Genomic DNA, 18,953 nt, shown 5'->3' on the forward strand with positions numbered 1-18,953 from the left:
CCAGCGATTCAACATGTGGGGTCCCCCTCCATCATTTGCCGTTAACAGCCCACGCCCTGAGAGAGGCGCGAACCAGCCGCCACCCTAGCTACTGCGCCGCCGATACGTGCAACTCCGAATGTTGGGGGGTAGACAAAGGGTGCCCGAAGTCAAGGTACCGAAGAGCGGCTCACACCTCGACTTCAGTGCCGAGATAGGCGGCGATCACCCGCTCGTCCTGTTGCATTTCCGCGGGCGTTCCCTCGGCGATCTTCTGGCCGAAGTCCAGCACCATCACGTGGTCGGCGATCGACATCACCACGCTCATGTCGTGTTCGATGAGGAACACCGTCATATTGAGCTCATCTTGGGCGGCGTAGATGTAGCGGATCATGTCCTGCTTCTCGTCCACGCTCATGCCGGCCATAGGCTCATCGAGCATCAGCAACTCCGGCTCCATGGCCAGCACGCGTCCGAACTCGACCCTCTTCTGCACGCCGTAGGGCAGATCGCCCACCGGCTCTCGTTTGAACGCGCCCAAGTCCAGCAAATCCACCACTCGCTCAATGGCCTGGCGGGCGGCCAGTTCCCGCTTTACCGCTCGTCGGGTGAACAGGCCGCCCTCGATGAGCCGGGTGTGTTCGTGGATGTAGCGGCCGAGGAGCAGGTTGGTGAGCACGTTCTCGCCCATGAACAGACCCAGGTTCTGGAACGTCCGGGCCACCCCCAGCCGGGCGATCTGGAAGGGGCGGTAGGACAGCAGATCCTCGGTTGGCCTGCCCGCGGGATGGAATTGCACCTGGGCGCCGGGCAGCGGCTTGTAGACGCCGGAGATGGCGTTGACCAGGGTGGTCTTGCCCGCTCCGTTGGGCCCGATCAAGGCGAACAGGGAGCCTCGTTTGACGTGGCCGTCGATGGCGTCGCAGGCCCGCACGCCACCGAACTGCACGGTGAGGTTCTCGAAGCTCAGAACCTCGTCGCTCATGACTCGGACACCGGTGGTCGTCGGCCATGGGCCTCGGGTCTGCGACTGGGCCGCTCGATGGCGGCATAGGACGTGTGCGCCTCCCCGCCGCCGCCCAGATACAGCTCCTGCACCATGGGATTGCCCCGGAGCTCATCGGCGGTGCCCTCGATCAGCACCCTGCCCAGTTCGAGGACGTAGGCATCGGCGGCGTGCTGTAGTGCCAAGCTGGCGTTCTGCTCGATCACCAGAATGGACGTGCCCCGCCTCTCGTTGATCTCGGTGAGCAGTTCGAACAGGCGATGCACGATCTTGGGGGCCAGGCCCAGCGACAGCTCGTCGCAGATCAAGAGGGCTGGATCCGACATCAGTGCCCGTCCCACCGCCACCATCTGCTGCTCACCGCCCGACAGCAAACCCGCGGTCTGGTTCAACAGCGGCCGAAGCTGGGGGAACAGCTCCAGGTTCAGTTCCAGGGAATCGTCGATGGCGTCGACGTCGGAGCGACTGGCCGCCCCGCACAGCAGGTTCTCTTTCACGGAAAGGTTGGGGAACAGCTTGCGGCCTTCGGGTACTTGGGCCACGCCGGCTTTCACGATGTCGGGGCTCTTCTTGCCCAGGATCGACTCGCCCCCCAGCGTGATGCTCCCCCGGCGCACTCGGCCCTTATGGAGATAGAGCAGGCTGGTGATCGACCGGACCAAGGTGGTCTTGCCCGCGCCGTTGGCCCCCAAGACGGTGACGAACCCGCCGGGAGGCACGGTGATGTTCACGTTGTCCAGCGCAGTGACGCCCCCGTAGACCACCGTCAGGTCTTCGATTCGAAGGTCGAGTCTGTCAGACCTCATGGCCCGCGCCTCGCCAGCGACCGGCTAATCCAGCCCTTGACGTCCTTCCACAGCCCGGCCAGCCCATCGGGTTTGAACATCAAGATGATGACCACCAAGAACCCCTTGATGGCCAGATCAATCTCGCTGGGGTTGTCGCTGAGAAAGTCGATGTCTCTCACGAACCAGAGTTCCTCTCGGGCCCACTTGAACCACTCGGGCAGGAACCAGAAGAACGCCGAGCCGAAGATGGCCCCCTGGATGCTGGAGAAGCCTCCGACCACGATGATGATGGCGTAGTTCAACACCGTTTGAACGTTGAAGCTGTCTTCACCTCGGGCCCCAATGTAGAAGGAGGCCAGTGCCCCCGACATGGATACCACCGCGGACGACACCGCGAAGGCCATGAGCTTGGACCGGGCCACATTGATGCCTAGCAGCGACGCCGAGACGTCCCGGTCTCGAACCGCGGCGAAGGCTCGCCCTTCTCGAGTTCGAACCACGTTGACCATAAACAGGAGCGAGGCGACTGTGAGGGGCATGATTACCCAATACCAACGGAATTTGCTGTTTATAAGGAATTCGCCATTCGAGTCGGGATCAATGTTGGGCAGCCAATGCAGCCAGGAAGCGATGCCTGGTGCGTTTTCGCCCCCGAAACGGATGCCGACAAAGCCGAAGTACTCCTGGAGGTACTCCCGCCACACCAGCATCATCACGAAGTGGAAGCCGAAGGTGGCCAGCAACAGGTAGAGGTGCTTGAGCCGCAGGGCGGGCAATCCGGAGACCGCGCCCACAACCGCCCCAGCCACTGCCGCGGCCGGCAATGCGAGCCACATGTTTCCGCCGCTCCACTGCACTCCCACGATGGCCCCGACGATGGTGCCGAGGGCCAAGAACGCGACGTGGGCCAGGCTGATCTGGCCGGAATATCCCACCAGCAGGTTGAAGGCCGCCGCCCCCATGGCGAAGATGAGCACGGTGTTCGTTGTCTGGAACCAGGTCGCCCACGGGAAGTCCATCGGCGGGTTGAAGTCCGAGGCCAGTATGAATGGCAGGACAAGCAGCCCGAAGGTGGTTGCCACGGCCCATGACCGGTCACTGGGCGTGCGCCATAGTCGCATGTCTTCACGGTGGGTGAGCTCGCCCCGGGGGGTCCAGACCCAGGCCATTCGAGCGACCACTGCCAAAACAACCACCGTGATCACCGCCTTCCACCAGAAGTTCACATTCTCGGTGGTCGAACCCAGGATGAATGGGACCACCGCGGCGATTACGAACGGGAGGAACCGCTGGATCGCCGACGGGCGGTAAGTCTGGGACTCTTCTTGCTGGGGGGCGGGGTTCTCGACGGCCGTCATACCCGCTCCAGGTCCTTTCGGCCCCACAGACCGGTCGGGCGCACCAGCAGCACCACGAACATCACCGAGAAGGCCACCGGCTCACGCCACTTGGTTCCCAAATGCCCGCTGGCGAACTGCTCGATAACGCCCACCACCAGGCCGCCCACGATGGAGCCGCCCAGAGAGGTGAGCCCGCCCACCACCGCGGCGGGGAAGGCCCGCAGGCCGATGGCCTCGATACTGCGGTCGATGGCCCCGGTGACGTGGCCGAACAGCAGCCCTCCCAGCCCCGCCATGACCATGGCCGCCGCCCAGGTCATGGCGTACACCTTGTCGGGGTCGATGCCCATCGCCGCGGCGGCTTCGATGTCATCGGCTACTGCCCGCATGTGCAGGCCCAGGCGGGTGTACTTGAAAAAGAGGAAGAACAGCAGCACGCATGCTGCCACCACGACGAAGATGACGATGTCGACGTGCTTCACCGTGGCACCGCCGAACTTGTATTGGCCCTGGGGCAGCAGGTCGAGGCGGGCTCGCTCGGTGGGGCCGTAGAAGATCAGCAAGAGGGCACGGATGATGGTGGCGATGCCCAGCGTTATCAGCACGATGGCGAAGAAGCCCTGGCCTACCATTCGCCGCATGATCCCGTAGTGGACCAACAGGCCGAACACCAGCATCACTAGCAGCAGCACGAACACGCCCAAGAAGAAGTTGAGGTTTTCGGACACCAAAAACGTCAGCGCGAAATAGGCGCCGAGCATAACGAATTCCCCGTGGGCCAGGTTTAAGACGTCGGTGCTCTTGTAGACGAGCACGAAGCCAAGGGCCACCACGGCGTAGATAGCACCGAGAGCCAACCCGCCGGTCAAGAACTGAAGGTTGGCGCTCGGATCGGCTGTGAAGTTGCCAAAGGCTAGAAGCATGGCCCCCCTAGAAGTTGACCGGGCGTTGCCGGCCAACGGAGGGCGACGGTAGTTTTCGCTGGCTGGACTCGGCAAACCAGGCTGGGGCAGCAGAACTTCGCGAACGGAGAGGAAACGGCATGGCTGGCGCATCTGAGGGCTTGGCCGAGCGCATCGCTCAACTGGAGGCTCGGGAGGAAATCCGGGAGCTTGTGGCCCGCTACGGCATGGCGGTGGACGATCGGGATGTGAGTGAATTGGCCGACATGTTCACCTCTGACGCCAAGTTCGGATTGGCCGACGGCATGGTGGCCAATCAGGGGCGACAGGCGGTGATCGACTTCTACACCGAGCGCATGGCCGCGTTCGGACCCACCTACCACTACCCCCACAGCCACGTCATCGAGTTCGACCCCGACCGCCCCGGCTCTGCCACCGGCATGGTCAACGCCCACGCCGAGTTGGCCCTCGACGGGCGCACGCTGGTGACTGCGCTTCGGTACTTCGACGAGTACCGAGTGGAGGACGGCCGCTGGCGCTTCGTGGAGCGAAAAGTGGCCATGATCTACTACATGGACATGGCTGCGCTGGTGGACGGCGGCCTCTCGGATTCAGACCGCAAGCGCTACTTCGGCACGGTGGGACCGTCGGAGCTTCCCGAGAGCCTCAACACCTGGCAAGAGTTCTTTGCCGAAGTCGGCTGAGCTGCGAGCTTGATCAGGCCACCGACATGCCGCCGTCGATGACGATGGCGGTGCCGGTGGTCCACGACGACTCGTCGGAGGCCAGGTGCAGGGCGAGTTGGGCGATGTCGTCGGTGGTGCCGAGTCGGCCGATGGGGTGGCGAATAACGGCGGCTTCGATCATCTCATCGACGGTGGCGTCGGCCGACACGGCTGCGGTGGCCGAGAACCCGCCCCGCTTCTCGTAGGTGGCCCGCACCAGGGGGGTGGGCACCGTTCCCGGGCAGATGGCGTTGACCCGGATCTTGTCGGGGCCGTAGTCCACCGCCATCTGCCGGGCAAGACCGATCACCCCTGATTTGGCCGCGGCATAAGCGGCGATGCCCGGCACGCCAATCACGCCGCCGACGCTGGCCTGGAGCACTAGCGAGCCTCCGCCCGCCTCGATGAGGTGGGGAATGGCGTACTTGACCGACAGCCATTTCCCGGTGAGGTTCACCCCGATCACCCGGTTCCACTCCTCCAAGCTGAGGTCGCCAGCCCGCCCCGGCCCGTCAACCCCGGCATTGGAGTACACCGCGTCGAGGCCGCCGAAGGCGGCGACTGACTGTTCGGTCATGGCCTGGCAGTCGTCGGGCTGGGTCACGTCCACCCGCAGACTGATGGCCGCATCTCCGATGTCGGCCGCGGTGGCCGCCGCGGCGTCGCCGTTGATGTCGGCGCACATCACTCGAGCACCCTCAGCAGCGAAGAGTTGGGCTGCGGCCTTGCCGATGCCCGAGCCCGCCCCGGTCACGATGGTCCTCTTGCCTGTCAGTCTTCCGGTCACGGGCGGTGACCCTACTAGCGTCTCGGCATGGCTCAGGAGTTGGTGCTCGACGCGGGGGATGCCCAAGAGGAGTTCTTCGACCGGGGCTGGACCGATGGGCTTCCCGTGGTTCCGCCCACCCCCGAGCGTGTCCAGGCCATGCTCGACCATGCCGGGTTGGGCGCGAGCGACATCGTGGGGCGCGTGCCAGAGCGGTCCCGGGAGGTCACTGCGGAGAAGGCGGCGGTCAACGCGGTGATGGCCGGTTGCCGGCCCGAGTACTTCCCGGTGGTGCTGGCCGGGTTGTCGGCCATGTTCGATCCCCAATTCGGGTGCCACACCGTGGTGACCAGCACCGGCGGGGCTGCACTGTGCGCGGTGGTGAGCGGCCCGCTAGTGGCCGAACTGGGGTTCAACTCCTCTCGCAATGCCCTGGGGCCGGGTTACCGGGCCAACGCCACAGTGGGGCGGGCTCTGAGGCTGGTGGCCATGAACGTGCTAGGGGCACGATCTGACACCCTCGACGGGTCATCGCTAGGACACCCCGGCAAATTCACCATGCTGGTGGCCGAGGAGCCCCCGCCCGAAGGATGGCCGCCCCTGCGGGTGGAATTAGGCTACAGGGAAGCCGACACCACGGTGACGATGTTCCCCTCCGAGAGCCTCCATCAAGTGGCCAACCACCTCAACGGCGACCCCGAGGGGATCCTGTTGACCTTCGCCGCCGCCATGACCAACCCGGCCACCTACGCAGTGGCCAAGAAACATCAGGTATTGCTGGTGATCGGCCACGAGCACCGCCAGATTCTGGCCGAGGCCGGTTGGACCAAGCAGCAGGTGCGGGAGTTCTTGGCCGAGCACAGCCGGGTGACCCCCGAGTACTTGAACGCTGGCGGCGTCTTGCAGGAGTTCACCGCCCAGAACGACATGACCCCCGACGCCGACGGCAAGCTCAACACCGTGCGGGGGTCCGACGACATCTTCCTGGTCACCGCAGGCAGTCCCGGGGCCGGCTGGTCGGCCTACATCCCCAACTGGGCGCCGGTTGTGCACTCGGAGGCCGTCACCCGCAAGGTGGCCGCGCCCGGCGATGGACTACCCTTGGCGTGAAGGAGGTCGCATGTCGTCGGTAACCGTATTGTCGCCGGTCTATGAGGAGGCCCAGGTGGCCGAGGTGGCGATGGCCCCCCGCTTCACCCCCAGCGAGCCGGTGGTGATCGGGGTGATCGACAACGCCAAGAACAACGCCAAAGAGCTGCTCACCTACGTGGCCGAGGGCCTACGTGACCGCCTCCCGGTGGCCGACATCGTGGTCCACTCCAAGTCGGCCGCGGGCAAGCCCATCGACGCCGACGACGCCGAGATGCTGGCCGCCCGCTCCCACCTCATCATTTCCGGTTTGGGCGATTGAGGGGCCTGCACGGCGTGCAGTCTGCACGACGCCGTCCACATGGAATCCCGGGGCATCCCCTCAATGCTGCTGATCACCGAGCCATTTGAGCCGGTGGTTGAGTCCTTCGCCCCCACCGTGGGCATGGCCACCTACCCCGCGGTCACCGTCCCCCACCCCGTGTCCACCCTCGACGACGAATCCCTCCAAAAACTAGCCACCACCATCATCGACGAAGCCCTCACCCGCCTGACCGCGGCATAGCATCGCTCCGCTATAGTGGGCGGTGGAGCTGGGGGGACTCGAACCCCCAAGGAATCGACTTTGGAGGCCGTCCTTGCACCATGCCAGCCCCACCAAGGGAGATCCTATCGATCTCTTTGGAACAGCGTCGGATCACATGATTCGGCGCTGTTCTACTTGTAAAGCACTGAAATGTACTGAAAGCCGCTACTTCCAGGGGTCGCGCAGGAAAGCCTCGAATTGGGTGGCGAGGTCGTCGCCGGTGGGGAGGAGGTCGTCGGCCTCGTCGATCTGCCGTTCGAGTTGGGCGACGTAGTCCTTGAGGTCGTCGTCCCCCGCGACCGCAGAGTCGACTCGCTCTCGCCAGGCGGCTGCGGCCTCGTCGAGCTCGGCATGGTCGGTGATGATGCCGGTGATCAGCTCGAACCGTTTGAGCAATGACCGGGTGGCTTCGGGGTTGGGCGGTCCGGGCACGTAGTGGGGCACTGACACCCGCAGGGAGATGACCGGTATTTGAGCCCGGTCCAAGGCGTCGTGGAGTGCGCCCACCAGTCCGGTGGGGCCTTCATAGGTGGGGCGGCCCAAGCCGAACATGCGGGCCAGCTCGGCGTTGGTGGAGCTGCCCACCACCCCCAGCGGCCGGGTGTGGGGGGCCAGGCCGACCATGGCGCCGAGGGTGACCACCAGCCCGGCCCGGCACTCGGTGGCCACCTCCACCAGGTAGTCGGCGAAGGTCCGCCACCGCAGGTGGGGTTCCACCCCGTCCACTACCACCAGGGGGTGTTTGGCGCCGTAGCGCTCCACCGCATGCACCTCGGTGATCGGCCAGTCGATGACCCGTCGGCCGTTGTCGTCTAGCCGCACCTCGGGGCGGCGATCCTGAAAGTTGAAGAACTCTTCGGGGTCGATGCGGGCCAGCGGTTCGACGCCGTTGGCGCTCTCTTTCATCAGGCGCACTGCGGTGGTGGCCGCGTCGGCCGCGTCGAATAGGCCCTCTAAAGCCACCACCATTACCGGGTTGGATTGGGTGGGTTGGTCCACCAGCCATTCCAGCTCCACCGCCATGGCCCAAGACTCGCACCGGCGCGGCGGTGGGGCAAGCCGAATAGCGGTGAGCCAGACTGGACAAATGGACGGGCTCGGAGTCTTTGACTTGAGCGGGCGGGTGGCATGCGTCACCGGGGCGGCCAGCGGGATCGGCGAGGCTGCGGCAGAGACGCTGGCCGCAGCCGGGGCCGCGGTGGTGCTGGGCGACATCGACGGCGACGGGGCAGACCGCACCCGGGACAGCATCGTGCGAAATGGCGGTCGGGCGGTGGCCCTGGCCACTGACACCACCCAGTCCGAGCAGGTGAGCGCGTTGGTAGCCGCAGCAACAGACGAGTTCGGACGGCTGGACGTGATGGCCAATGTGGTCGGAGTGGGCAGCTACGGCGACGTGGTGGACGTGACCGAGGCGGAGCTCGACCGGGTGCTGGCTATCAACTTCAAAGGGGTGTTCTTCGGCTGTCAGGCGGCCATGCGGGTCATGGGCCCTCAAGGGTCGGGGTCGATCATCAATGTGTCGGCCACCGCCATCAACACCCCGGTGGGAGGCCTGTCGGTGTACGCGGCCACCAAGGCGGCGGTGGCCATGCTCACCCAGTCGCTGGCGGTGGAGGCCGGACCCAGCGGCGTGCGGGTCAACACCATCGCTCCCGGCTTCACGCTGACCAATTTTGTGGGCGGACATCTGCGGGACGCCGAGGGCCAGGTGGATCCCGCCGAGATGGACAGCTACCTCAAGCTGATGCGGGACCGCTCCCCGCTGGGCGAAGTGTGCGATGCCTCTGACCAGGCAAATCTCATCTGGTTCTTGGCCTCCGATGCCTCCCGCTATGTGACCGGCCAGATCCTGCGGGCCAACGCGGGCCAGAGCATCACTTGGTAGCTGATGGTGCCCCGGAATTCGGTCTGCCAGGCAAACGTCCTTCGGTTAGCACTTGGTAATTGGCGTCGATGAGCCCCACACGAACCGTTCAGCTCCAGGCCAACGGGGTGGAATACACCGCAGAAACAGAGACCCGCACCACTCTGGCCGACTTCGTGCGCCGCCAATGCGGGCTGACCGGCACCCACCTGGGGTGCGAGCACGGGGTGTGCGGCACCTGCACGGTGCTGGTGGACGGCGCTGCGGTGAGGTCGTGCCTGATGCTGGCAGTGCAGGCCGACGGATGCGAGGTGACCACCATCGAGGGGTTGGTGGATGCGTCCGATCCGGGCAACCCGGTGTTGGGGCCGGTCCAGCAGGCGTTCGCCGACGCCATGAGCTTCCAGTGCGGCTTCTGCACACCGGGCATCATCATGTCCACAGTGGCGTGGTTGGCCCAGCGCCCTGCCGATGCCGACGAGCCAAGCGATGCTGAGATCCGGGAGTTCCTGGCCGGCACCCTGTGCCGCTGCACCGGTTACACCAGCATCGTCGAGGGCGTACGCCTGGCCGCTCAGCGCTCTTCGGGCGGTCCGTAGCCGCCCCCGCCGGGGGTAGACACCTCAAAACGGTCGCCGGACTCCACCTCGGTGCGGAACACGCCCGGATGGGTCTCAACGGTGCCGTCAGCCCGCAGTATGCGGTTGATCCCGACGGCGCCGGGCAAACCGCCCTCGATGCCGTAGGGGGCGACTTCTCGCCGGCTCGACAGCACGTTGAGGCTCATGGGCTCTTCGAACCGAGTGCGGCGCACCACCCCGTCGCCGCCCCGGTGGCGGCCCGCGCCTCCGCTGCCTTGTCGGATGGAGAAGTCCTCCACCACTACGGGGTGGCGCTGCTCCAGCACCTCGGGGTCGGTAAGCCGGGCGTTGGTCATCCCGGTGTGTACTGCGTCGCAGCCGTCCCGCCGGACGGTGGCCCCCGCGCCGCCGCACACCGTCTCGTAGTACTGGTGTCGCTGGTTGCCCCACACCACGTTGTTCATCGTCCCCTGAGAGGCGGCCACCGTGCCCACTGCACCGAACAGGGTGTCCACGATGTGCTGAGAGGTCTCCACGTTCCCGGCGAACACTGCGGCGGGCTCAACGGGGCTGATCATGCTGGGTGACGGCATAATCAGCTCCACCGGCTCCAGACAGCCGCTGTTGAGCGGGATGTTGTCATCCACCAGGCAGCGCAACACGTACAGGACCGCGGCCCGACACACCGGCTGGGGGGCGTTGAAGTTCCCCGGGTGCTGGTCGCTGGTTCCGGTGAAATCGACGGTGAGCCTCCGTTGGCCGCGATTGATGCGAAACGTCACCGACACTCGGGAGCCGTCGTCGAACGCAACGGTAAACGAGGCGTCTTCTAGGCGATCGATCAGGCGACGGACCGAGTCAGCGGCGTTGGCCCTCACATGGTCCATGTACGCATGCACCGTCTCCAAGCTGTAGTAGTCGATCACCTCGCCCAGGGAGACCGCGCCCTTCTGACAGGCGGCCAACTGAGCTTTGATATCGGCGATGTTGACGTCGGGGTTGCGGGCTGGCCACTCCGCGCCGGTGAGCAAGTCCCTGATCCCCGCTTCCTGGAACCGCCCGCCTCGAGCCAGAACGTCGCCATCGAACAGCACGCCCTCCTCGGAGATGTGCGAGGCGTCGGCGGGGGCTGAGCCGGGGACTGTGCCGCCGATGTCGGCGTGGTGGCCGCGCGACGCGGTGAAGAACAAGATCTCATCGCCGTCGGCATCGAATACCGGCATGACCACGGTCACGTCGGGCAGGTGGGTACCGCCGTTGTAGGGGGCGTTGGTGATGAAGGCGTCGCCCGGCGCCATTTCGGGATGGCGGGCGATGATCGCCTTGACCGCCATGTCCATCGAGCCCAGGTGGACCGGCATGTGGGGGGCGTTGGCGATCAGCTCGCCGTCGGGGTCGAACACCGCACAAGAGAAGTCCAGTCGCTCTTTGATGTTCACCGAGGCGGCGGTGTTCTCCAGCGCCACCCCCATCTGCTCGGCCACGTTCATGAAGAGGTTGTTGAAGATCTCCAGCATCACCGGGTCGGCATGAGTGCCCACGGCTGCACCGGTGCGGGGGACCATGCGGCGCAAGACGAGTTCGCCGCTCGGGGCCACCGCCGCGGCCCAGCCCGGTTCAACCACCGTGGTGGAGTGGGGGTCGACGATGACCGCGGGGCCGTCTACGGCTGCCTCCGGGCCCAGGTCGGCCCGGTCGAAGAAGGAGATGCCTTGGGCCTGTCCCTCGAAGCTGGCCTCGTGGTGGGCCAGGGGGCTGGGTTCGGGCGATGAACCGTCGATGGGCTGTTCGGCCAGGGTCTCCGACAGGCTGCTGCGGCCGATGGCTTCCACTTGGATCGACTCCAAAACGATCGGCGTCTCTGGGGAGGCGAAACCGAAGCGGGTCTGGTGGAGGCTCTCGAAAGCTGCCACCACCGGCAGGTAGTCGTCGGCAGCCACCTCGAGTGCGGTGTCAGATCCCTCGTACCGCAAGAAATAGCTGGCCTCAATGTGAATGTGGGAGTGGGGCAGGTCGGCGGCCACCTCGGTGTAGGCCGCCGCGGCCAGCTCCCCGATGTCGGTAGCGATGGCGCCTAGCAGCTCCTCGGTGAGGGTTTGGCCCACCGCCCGCTCGGTTACCGAGCGCACGTCGGCCAGGCCGATGCCCAGCGCCGAGAGCACTCCGGCGTGGGGATGGATCAACACGGTGGACATGCCCAGTTCGTCGGCCACCCGACAGGCGTGCTGGCCCCCGGCGCCGCCGAAGCAGGCCAAGGTGTAGGCGCTCACGTCATGACCCTGCTGCACCGAGATGGTTTTGATGGCGTTGGCCATGTTCTGCACCGCCACATCCAAGAACCCCTCAGCAGCCCTCTCTGGGGTCCACGATTGTCCGGTGGCCTCGGTGATGGCCGCAGCCAATTCAACGAAGGCGGTCCGGGACGCGGCGGCATCGAGAGGCTGGTTGCCGCGAGGGCCAAACACTGCCGGAAAGTGGTCGGGGTGCAAGCGGCCGAGAACGACATTGGCGTCGGTCACGGTGAGCGGACCGCCGTTGCCGTAGCAGGCCGGGCCGGGTTCGGCACCCGCCGAGTCGGGACCCACCCGGAATCGGCTTCCGTCGAACGACAGGATCGAGCCACCCCCGGCGGCCACGGTGTGGATCAAGATCATCGGTGCTCGCACCCGGACTCCGGCGACCACCGCGTCGGTGGTGCGCTCGAAGCGGCCGTCGTAGTGGGACACGTCGGTGGATGTGCCGCCCATGTCGAACCCGATCAGGCGGTGGTGGCCGGCAGCCTCACCAGTGCGGGCCATGCCCACCACTCCGCCGGCCGGGCCGGACAGCAGCGCGTCCTTGCCCCGGAAGTGGTCGGGGTGGGCCAGCCCGCCGTTGGACTGCATGAAGAAGAGCGACGTGTCGATCTGGTCCTCCACCGTTTTGATGTGGCGGCGCAGAACCGGGGTGAGATAGGCGTCGGCCACGGTGGTGTCTCCTCGGGGCACCAGGCGAATGAGCGGGTTCACCTGGTGGCTGGCTGAGACATGCTCGAACCCCACCTGGGCGGCGATCTCGGCCAGGCGGGTTTCGTGATCGGGATAGCGATAGCCGTGTACCAGCACGATGGCCGCCGACCGCAATCCAGCTCGGTGGGCCGCGGCCAGCTGCTGTCGGGCGTCGTCCTCATCTAGTGATCGCTCGACGGTGCCGTCGGCCCGCACTCGTTCGTCCACCGTTATCACCTGGCTGTACAACATGTCGGGCAGCACGATGTCGAGGGCAAAGAGGTCGGGCCGAGTCTGGTAGCCGATGCGGAGGGCGTCGGCGAAGCCCCGGGTTGTGACCAGCACGGTGGGCTCGCCCTGGCGCTCGAGCAGGGCATTGGTGGCCACGGTGGTGCCCATCTTCACCTCGGCCACTTGGTCCGACGGGATCGGCTCGTCGGCGCTCAGCCCCAGCAGGGTCCGGATGGCTTCGATGGCGGCGTCGCGGTATCGGGGGCTCTCCGAAAGCAGCTTGACGGTGGTGACGTCGCCATCGGGTGTTCGGGCCACGACGTCGGTGAACGTGCCTCCCCGGTCGATCCAGAAACTCCAACCTTGAGACAGAGCGTCGGCCATGACCGGCTATTCGCCCAGTTCGGTGGCCACCCGGTCGGCCACTGCCATGGCGTCAGCGATGGCCTCGTCTTGGTTGATGTAGCGATAGGTGGCCAGTCGTCCAGCGAAGTACACCGGGATGTCGAAGTGGTCGGCGATCTTCTTGCCAAGCTCGGCGTTGCGGCGCTCGTTGGCGCCGTCGGCGGTCAGCACCGGGTAGTGGCGCCGGGGCGCCCCGGGCATCTCCTCGCTGACGACGGTGCCACCGATCTGCTGCCCGGTGGCGTGCTTGGTCTCCACCGTGCGGGTGTAGGGAACTCGGGTCGACGGGCGGTTGGTGACATAAGCGGGGGTATGCACGCCGCCGGGGTCGTCTGTCGGTTCAAAGCGCGAGCGCATCTCGATGCCCCGCCATTCCAGCTCGCCGGGGCAGCGGGCGAAGTCGTCCAGTGCGGCGGTGATGATCACCGCGTCGTAGTCCTGGCCGAGACGGTCGGCGTCGTCCACGGTGATCTCGCTGTCGAGCGTGACGGCCACGGTGGACAGCACCGACTCGATCACCTCGTTGATGCCGTTGGGCGGGAAGTACTGCCACCGGTCCCGAAACAGCCCCCGGTGGCCGTCGCGGCGTAGCTCCACCCGTTTGGGGGCGAATCGGGCCGATAGCTCGGTGGCCGGGCGGCCCCACTGCTTGGCGGTGTAGTCCCTGATGAACAGGTCGTACAGGGTGCGGCCCATCATCGACACCACAAAATCCTCGAAGTTGTCCCCAACGGGCTGGGCCGGAAGGGAGGCCAACTCCCGCTCCACCGTCGGCCACACCGGCAGTTTCTTGAGCTCCTCCACCTGGGGAGGCCAGGACAACAAGTGGCTGTCGTCATCGTCGGGCGACAGGAATACCTCGGTGAGCACCTTGTGGTCGTAGGGCCGAGTGAGCCCGTGGGAGTTCACAAACTCATTCACCGCCTCATTGTCGGTGTGGAAGATGTGGGCCCCGTTGGGCTCGTACACCACCCCGTTCATGGTCTCGGCCCGGGAGTGCCCGCCCACCACGCTGGTCTTTTCCAGAACCTCCACCGCAAAGCCCGCGTCGGTCAGCAGGCGACCGGCAACGGCTCCGGTCCACCCGGCCCCCACGACACCGATTCGCTGCCTCACAAGATGTCCCTCAAGGGGCGTGGCGACATCAGGAACTCCAGTCGGACGTCTCGGGTACGGTAGGGGGTTGAGCCCAAAGGGCCGGAAAATGACGATAGCGCAGGGGTATGACGATGTTGGACTGCTTGATTCGGGGCGGAATGGTGGTGGACGGCACCGGAGCGCCGGGTCGGGTAGCAGATGTCGGGGTGCGAGACGGGCGCATCGTGTCCATTGGCCGTTCGGACCAGTCCGCCAACCAGGAGATCGACGCCGACGGGTTGGCGGTGGCGCCGGGATTCATCGACGTGCATACCCACTACGACGCCCAGGTCCTTTGGGATCCCCACCTCACGCCGTCGTCGCTGCACGGAATCACCACCGCCATTGGGGGCAACTGCGGCTTCACCATCGCTCCGATGGTGTCCGACGAGGCCGACTACGTGATGCGGATGCTGGCCCGGGTGGAGGGCATGCCCACAGAGTCGCTGGAGGCCGGGCTGGACTTCGAGTGGTCGTCGTTCGGGTCGTGGCTGGATCGGCTGGAGGGCAATGGCCTGGGGATCAACGCCGGATTCCTGGTGGGCCACAGCACGATACGCCGCCTGGTTATGGGATCGGCCGCAGTGGGCGAGGAGGCCACCGAAGAGCAGCTCGAGGCCATGAAGTCGCTGCTGGCCCAGAGCCTGGCCGAAGGCGGGCTGGGGTTCTCCTCCACCAAGGCCACCGCGCACAACGACCATCACGGTGATCCGGTGCCGTCTCGGGCGGCCACCGATGCCGAGCTGGTGGCGCTGGCCGGAGTTTGCCGGGACTACCCCGGCACCACCCTGGAGATCATCCCCAGCATCGACCCCCTATGGGCACCGGAGGTGTACGAGCTGATGACCGCCATGGTGCTGGCCGCCGACCGGCCCCTGAACTGGAACCTGTTCAACGTCCGGCCGGGCGAGGACGCCTATCTGGAGAACCGCCTGGGCTCGGCTGACCACGCCAGACAGCGGGGTGCGACCGTGGTGGGGCTCATGCTGCCCGATGTGATGCGGATGCGGCTGAACTTCGCCACCGGGGTGCTGTTCGACACCCTCCCCGACTGGGCGGAGATCATGCATCTGGACGTAGCGGCAAAAGCCCAGGCCATGGCCCGCCCCGAAGTGCGCCAGCGACTAGTAGACGGGGCGGCCCAAGCCCCGCACCGCAGCTGGGGCTGGTGGGCCGACACCACGGTGGTGGACGTCTCCTCGCCGTCGCCCTCGTTACAGGCCCTGGTAGGACGCCGCATCGGCGATCTGGCTGAGGAGCGGGGCCAGGCCCCGTTCGACGTGATGTGCGACGTCGCCCTCGAAGACGACCTGCTCACCGGGTTCGGCCCACCGGTAGTTGGAGACGACGACGAGTCGTGGAAGAAGCGGGCTGAGCTGCTGTGCGATCCCCGGGTGCTGGCCGGCGGCTCCGATGCCGGGGCTCATCTGGACATGGTCATGACCTGGGGATGCACGTCCACGCTGGTGGGCGACGCGGTGCGCGACCGGGGACTGCTCAGCTTGGAGCAGGCGGTGAACCTGGTGACCGATCGCCCGGCCCGCCACTACGGGCTGCGGGGCCGAGGACGGCTGGCCGAGGGCTGGTGTGCCGACATCGTGGTATTCGACCCGTCCCGCCTCACCAAGGCCCCGGTGACCACCGCCTGGGACATGCCCGGTGGAGGGTGGCGGCTCACCGGCGGCGCCGAGGGAATCGAGCACGTCTTCGTCAACGGCGTGGAGACCCAGCGGGCCGGCGTCCTCACCGAAGCCCGCCCCGGCCGGGCGATCCGCTCCGGGCGCGACACCGACACCGTGACCGCGGCTGGCCCCTGATTGCCCTGAGACAGCCCGGATATCGGCCGGGCAAGGCAGCGGAGTAGAAAGAGCGGGTGATCGAGGGTCCTGACCGGCGCGTGCCGCGGTCGGTGGAGGCGCTGGGGTTTCACGACTACCGGCTGTATTGGACCACCAGCGTGGTGTCCAACATCGGGTCGATGATGTATCTGGCCGCCATCGGCTGGCTGGTGGAGGACATCACCGACGACCCCTGGAAGGTGACGGTGGCGGCCGCTGTCGGGCTGATCCCCTTGCTGCTCATGAGCCCGTTCGGGGGATCTTTGGCCGACCGCTACAGCCGTACCCGCCTGTTCTTGGCCACGGTGGTCGGCCAGATGGTGGTGGCCGTGGCTCTGGCTTGGGTGGTGCAGATCGACGCCGAGACTTTCTGGGTGCTGGTGGCCTTCTCTTTCGGCGGGGGTGCGACCGCCTCGGTGGGAGCGCCAGTGCAGCAGGCCATCGTGGTGGAGCTGGTGCCGAGTGGGGCCATGCGCAACGCCGTCTTCTTGAACTCCACCCAGTGGAACATCTCTCGGGCGGTGGGCCCCATGCTGGGCGGATGGCTCATCCAGTTCTGGGGGCCAGCCGCGGCATTTTGGTTCAACGCGGCCAGCTTTACGGTGCTTGTTATAGGGCTGAGCCTGTTGCCACCCCGACCCCCGCCAGGGGCATCGTCGAGCTACAGCTTTCTGGCCGATTTCCTGTCGGGATTCCGATACGCCAGAAGCGTCGAGGGTATCCGAGTGGTGATGCTGGCCAGCTTCATGCTGGCTGCCGCCATCTCCCCGACGCAATGGCTCGCCCCCGTGATTGCCGACGACGCCTTCGGCGTGGACGCCGCTGGCTTCGGCGTGCTGCTGGGTGCATTCGGTATTGGATCGCTCGTCGGCGCGGTGCTGCTGCTCCAGTTCGACCGAGGAACGCTCTACAGCCGTCTCACGACCATCGGCATCAGTGCGGTGGCGGTGTTCACCATGGTGTTGGCCGTGGTGCCCACCTTCGCGCTGGGCGTGTTGGCTATGGGCGGGGTGGGTCTGGCCTTCATGGTCACCATGCCCACCCTCACCAGCGCGCTCCAAAGCCTGTGCGACGACACCTATCGGGGCCGAGTGATGAGCCTGTGGATGATGCTGTTCGGCTTGGCCGCGCCACTCAGCATCCTGGTGCAAGGAGGGATAGCCAGCGTCATCGGCATTCGCTGGGTGCTGGCCATCACCGCCATCGCGGTGGCTGTCTACCTGGCCAGCCAGCTCACCCGCGGCCGCCTCCGGCACTTGGACACTGCGGGCTGAGCGAGAGCTACTGGAGGATGCCGTTGGGGCGGGGGACGCCTTGTTCTTCGCAGTAGCGGTAGTACATCTCCAGGTTGGACTGGGCGTTGGAGATGTACTCCACGCTGCCGTCGGGGTCGAGGTATTCCACGTCGCCGTAGATGGCTGACACCAGCTCGGTGGGCTCGGTGTTGTCCTCGGGCACGTACAGGGTGTGGATGGAGCCCGCCGGTTCGTAGAGGTAGCTGCGGCCCCGGTTCATGAAGTCGTTCTCCCGGTAGGCCCACGCCCCGCTCAGGGTAAAGGCCAGCACCGGCCCCTGGTGACGGTGGGTCTGCACCGTCATGCCCGCAGGCATGAAGCCGTGGAGCACATAGAGGCCGTCTTCGGCGTTGACCTGGAGCAGCCGCATCCGCGCCCCCAGCGCGGTGTTCTCCACGAACGGCACGTCGTTGATCCCCACGTGGCGGGCCGACGGGGCCACTTGGTCTAAGAGGCTCATAATCAGAGGCTAGCTGTCCACGCCATCGAGGATTCCGGCTAGCCAGGCGTCGGTTCGGTCGTTGGCGGCTTTGGTCAACTTGGTGGGGAACGCGGTGAATCCGTGGGGTGAGGCTGGGTAGATGGCCAGCTCGGCCGGATTGCCGGCGGCCCGCCATCGGGTGGCCATGAACAGGGAGTCGTCGTAGAGGTAGTCGAGGGTGCCCACGGTGAACAGTGCGGGACACAGGTGGTTGAGGTCGGCGTAGAGCGGGGAGATGTCGGGGTTCTTGCGCCCTTCGGTGTCGTGGTCGCCCACGTAGAGGTCCCGAAAGCCGGTGTTGCCCAGCTTGATCTGTGACGGGGTGCCGCTCAGGTCGTACACCCCGAACACCAGATTGGCCCCGATGAACTCCCCGGCGGCATCGTGGCGGTCGCGCAGCCGCACCAGCGCGGTGGCGGCCAGATTGGCTCCGGCCGAGCCCCCGCCGATGAGCAGCGGCACCGAGCCGAACTCGTCGCGGCCCGGCCCCAGCACCCAGAGCGCGGCGGCCTCGCAGTCGTTGGGGCTGGCGGGCCAGGGATGCTCAGGGGCCAGCCGGTATTGGGCGCTGACCACCGCGATCTGGTGGGTGTCGGCCATGTCCCGGTTTCGGCGGTCGCCCATTCTGGGGTGGCCCATGAAGAAGCCTCCGCCGTGGATGTCGAGGTACACCGCCCGGGCCGGGCCGTCGGGGGCGAAGATCCGCAACTCCAGTTCGTCGCCGGCTGCGGCGGCGTAGGTGCGGACGTCCACATCGTCGACGGCGGCGAAGGACACGAGGTCGCCGCCCAGCGACTCGAGATCTCGGGCTTTGGCCAAGCCCTCGGGAGTCGACAAGTCGTTGACCATCGAGTCGAACGAGAACTTTGACAAGAAGTCCAGGGCTTCGGGCGCGCACTCATCAAGAGCTGGGTCGTAAAGCTGGCTCAAATCCATAAGGTGGTTCTAAC

Annotated in this window: 17 protein-coding genes and 1 tRNA gene; 7 read left to right on the forward strand and 11 right to left on the reverse strand. The window is 66.2% G+C overall.

What is annotated here, in order from left to right; genetic code table 11:
• Positions 1 to 169: 169 nt before the first annotated feature.
• From ACOGI7_RS01160 to ACOGI7_RS01175, 4 genes are read right to left on the reverse strand one after another with little or no spacing between them, the layout of a single operon-like run.
• Positions 170 to 964: an ABC transporter ATP-binding protein gene (locus tag ACOGI7_RS01160; RefSeq protein ID WP_419850101.1), complete on the reverse strand. Its 795-nt coding sequence runs from the start codon at positions 962 to 964 to the stop codon at positions 170 to 172.
• On the reverse strand, positions 961 to 1,791 hold the full coding sequence (locus ACOGI7_RS01165) for an ABC transporter ATP-binding protein (RefSeq protein WP_419850102.1): 831 nt from the start codon (positions 1,789 to 1,791) through the stop codon (positions 961 to 963). Before ACOGI7_RS01165 ends, ACOGI7_RS01160 begins: the two co-directional genes overlap by 4 nt.
• Complete coding sequence (locus tag ACOGI7_RS01170; RefSeq protein WP_419850103.1) at positions 1,788 to 3,131, reverse strand: branched-chain amino acid ABC transporter permease; 1,344 nt, start codon at positions 3,129 to 3,131, stop codon at positions 1,788 to 1,790. Before ACOGI7_RS01170 ends, ACOGI7_RS01165 begins: the two co-directional genes overlap by 4 nt.
• Positions 3,128 to 4,036, reverse strand: coding sequence for a branched-chain amino acid ABC transporter permease (locus ACOGI7_RS01175; protein WP_419850104.1), 909 nt, complete (start codon positions 4,034 to 4,036; stop codon positions 3,128 to 3,130). The genes ACOGI7_RS01170 and ACOGI7_RS01175 overlap by 4 nt, the downstream gene beginning before the upstream one ends.
• Positions 4,037 to 4,155: 119 nt before the next feature.
• Here ACOGI7_RS01175 and ACOGI7_RS01180 point away from each other — a divergent pair, with 119 nt between their 5' ends.
• On the forward strand, positions 4,156 to 4,719 hold the full coding sequence (locus ACOGI7_RS01180; RefSeq protein ID WP_419850105.1) for a nuclear transport factor 2 family protein: 564 nt from the start codon (positions 4,156 to 4,158) through the stop codon (positions 4,717 to 4,719).
• A 13-nt stretch (positions 4,720 to 4,732) separates the two neighbouring features.
• On the opposite strand, the gene ACOGI7_RS01185 is transcribed toward ACOGI7_RS01180, so the two are convergent.
• Positions 4,733 to 5,527 (reverse strand): SDR family NAD(P)-dependent oxidoreductase, encoded by a 795-nt coding sequence (locus ACOGI7_RS01185; protein ID WP_419850106.1) that lies wholly within the window; start codon positions 5,525 to 5,527, stop codon positions 4,733 to 4,735.
• Between the two features lie 27 nt (positions 5,528 to 5,554).
• On the opposite strand from ACOGI7_RS01185, the gene ACOGI7_RS01190 reads away from it, so the two are divergent.
• Both ACOGI7_RS01190 and ACOGI7_RS01195 read left to right on the forward strand, forming a co-directional pair.
• A complete protein-coding gene (locus ACOGI7_RS01190) occupies positions 5,555 to 6,616 on the forward strand; it encodes a hypothetical protein (protein ID WP_419850107.1) in 1,062 nt (353 codons plus the stop codon).
• Between the two features lie 10 nt (positions 6,617 to 6,626).
• A complete protein-coding gene (locus tag ACOGI7_RS01195) occupies positions 6,627 to 7,160 on the forward strand; it encodes a UGSC family (seleno)protein (protein WP_419850108.1) in 534 nt (177 codons plus the stop codon).
• Positions 7,161 to 7,183: 23 nt separating this feature from the next.
• Here the strand turns inward: ACOGI7_RS01195 and ACOGI7_RS01200 are convergent.
• Together ACOGI7_RS01200 and ACOGI7_RS01205 are read right to left on the reverse strand one after the other, a co-directional pair.
• Positions 7,184 to 7,251 (reverse strand) — tRNA-OTHER (locus tag ACOGI7_RS01200).
• A 95-nt stretch (positions 7,252 to 7,346) separates the two neighbouring features.
• Positions 7,347 to 8,204, reverse strand: a complete 858-nt coding sequence (locus ACOGI7_RS01205) for a PAC2 family protein (RefSeq protein ID WP_419850109.1) — start codon at positions 8,202 to 8,204, stop codon at positions 7,347 to 7,349.
• Between the two features lie 64 nt (positions 8,205 to 8,268).
• Between ACOGI7_RS01205 and ACOGI7_RS01210 the strand changes: the two genes are divergently transcribed.
• Together ACOGI7_RS01210 and ACOGI7_RS01215 are read left to right on the forward strand one after the other, a co-directional pair.
• Positions 8,269 to 9,069 carry an SDR family NAD(P)-dependent oxidoreductase gene (locus ACOGI7_RS01210; RefSeq protein WP_419850110.1) on the forward strand — a complete coding sequence of 267 codons (801 nt, stop codon included), beginning with the start codon at positions 8,269 to 8,271 and terminating at the stop codon, positions 9,067 to 9,069.
• 68 nt (positions 9,070 to 9,137) lie between these two features.
• Positions 9,138 to 9,647, forward strand: a complete 510-nt coding sequence (locus ACOGI7_RS01215; protein WP_419850111.1) for a (2Fe-2S)-binding protein — start codon at positions 9,138 to 9,140, stop codon at positions 9,645 to 9,647.
• Here ACOGI7_RS01215 and ACOGI7_RS01220 read toward each other — a convergent pair.
• Complete coding sequence (locus ACOGI7_RS01220) at positions 9,623 to 13,231, reverse strand: hydantoinase B/oxoprolinase family protein (RefSeq protein WP_419850112.1); 3,609 nt, start codon at positions 13,229 to 13,231, stop codon at positions 9,623 to 9,625. The genes ACOGI7_RS01215 and ACOGI7_RS01220 overlap by 25 nt on opposite strands.
• A 6-nt stretch (positions 13,232 to 13,237) precedes the next feature.
• On the reverse strand, positions 13,238 to 14,368 hold the full coding sequence (locus tag ACOGI7_RS01225; RefSeq protein ID WP_419850113.1) for a UDP-galactopyranose mutase: 1,131 nt from the start codon (positions 14,366 to 14,368) through the stop codon (positions 13,238 to 13,240).
• A 107-nt stretch (positions 14,369 to 14,475) separates the two neighbouring features.
• Between ACOGI7_RS01225 and ACOGI7_RS01230 the strand changes: the two genes are divergently transcribed.
• Both ACOGI7_RS01230 and ACOGI7_RS01235 read left to right on the forward strand, forming a co-directional pair.
• A complete protein-coding gene (locus ACOGI7_RS01230; protein WP_419850114.1) occupies positions 14,476 to 16,206 on the forward strand; it encodes an N-acyl-D-amino-acid deacylase family protein in 1,731 nt (576 codons plus the stop codon).
• 56 nt (positions 16,207 to 16,262) lie between these two features.
• A complete protein-coding gene (locus ACOGI7_RS01235; protein WP_419850115.1) occupies positions 16,263 to 17,501 on the forward strand; it encodes an MFS transporter in 1,239 nt (412 codons plus the stop codon).
• A 7-nt stretch (positions 17,502 to 17,508) separates the two neighbouring features.
• Here ACOGI7_RS01235 and ACOGI7_RS01240 read toward each other — a convergent pair whose 3' ends face one another.
• Both ACOGI7_RS01240 and ACOGI7_RS01245 read right to left on the reverse strand, forming a co-directional pair.
• A complete protein-coding gene (locus ACOGI7_RS01240) occupies positions 17,509 to 17,982 on the reverse strand; it encodes a 2,4'-dihydroxyacetophenone dioxygenase family protein (RefSeq protein WP_419850116.1) in 474 nt (157 codons plus the stop codon).
• A 9-nt stretch (positions 17,983 to 17,991) separates the two neighbouring features.
• Positions 17,992 to 18,939: an alpha/beta hydrolase gene (locus ACOGI7_RS01245; protein ID WP_419850117.1), complete on the reverse strand. Its 948-nt coding sequence runs from the start codon at positions 18,937 to 18,939 to the stop codon at positions 17,992 to 17,994.
• Positions 18,940 to 18,953: the final 14 nt, after the last annotated feature.

Source organism: Candidatus Poriferisocius sp. (assembly GCF_965204145.1).
In the GTDB taxonomy this organism is placed as follows: Bacteria; Actinomycetota; Acidimicrobiia; order Acidimicrobiales; family Bin134; genus Poriferisocius.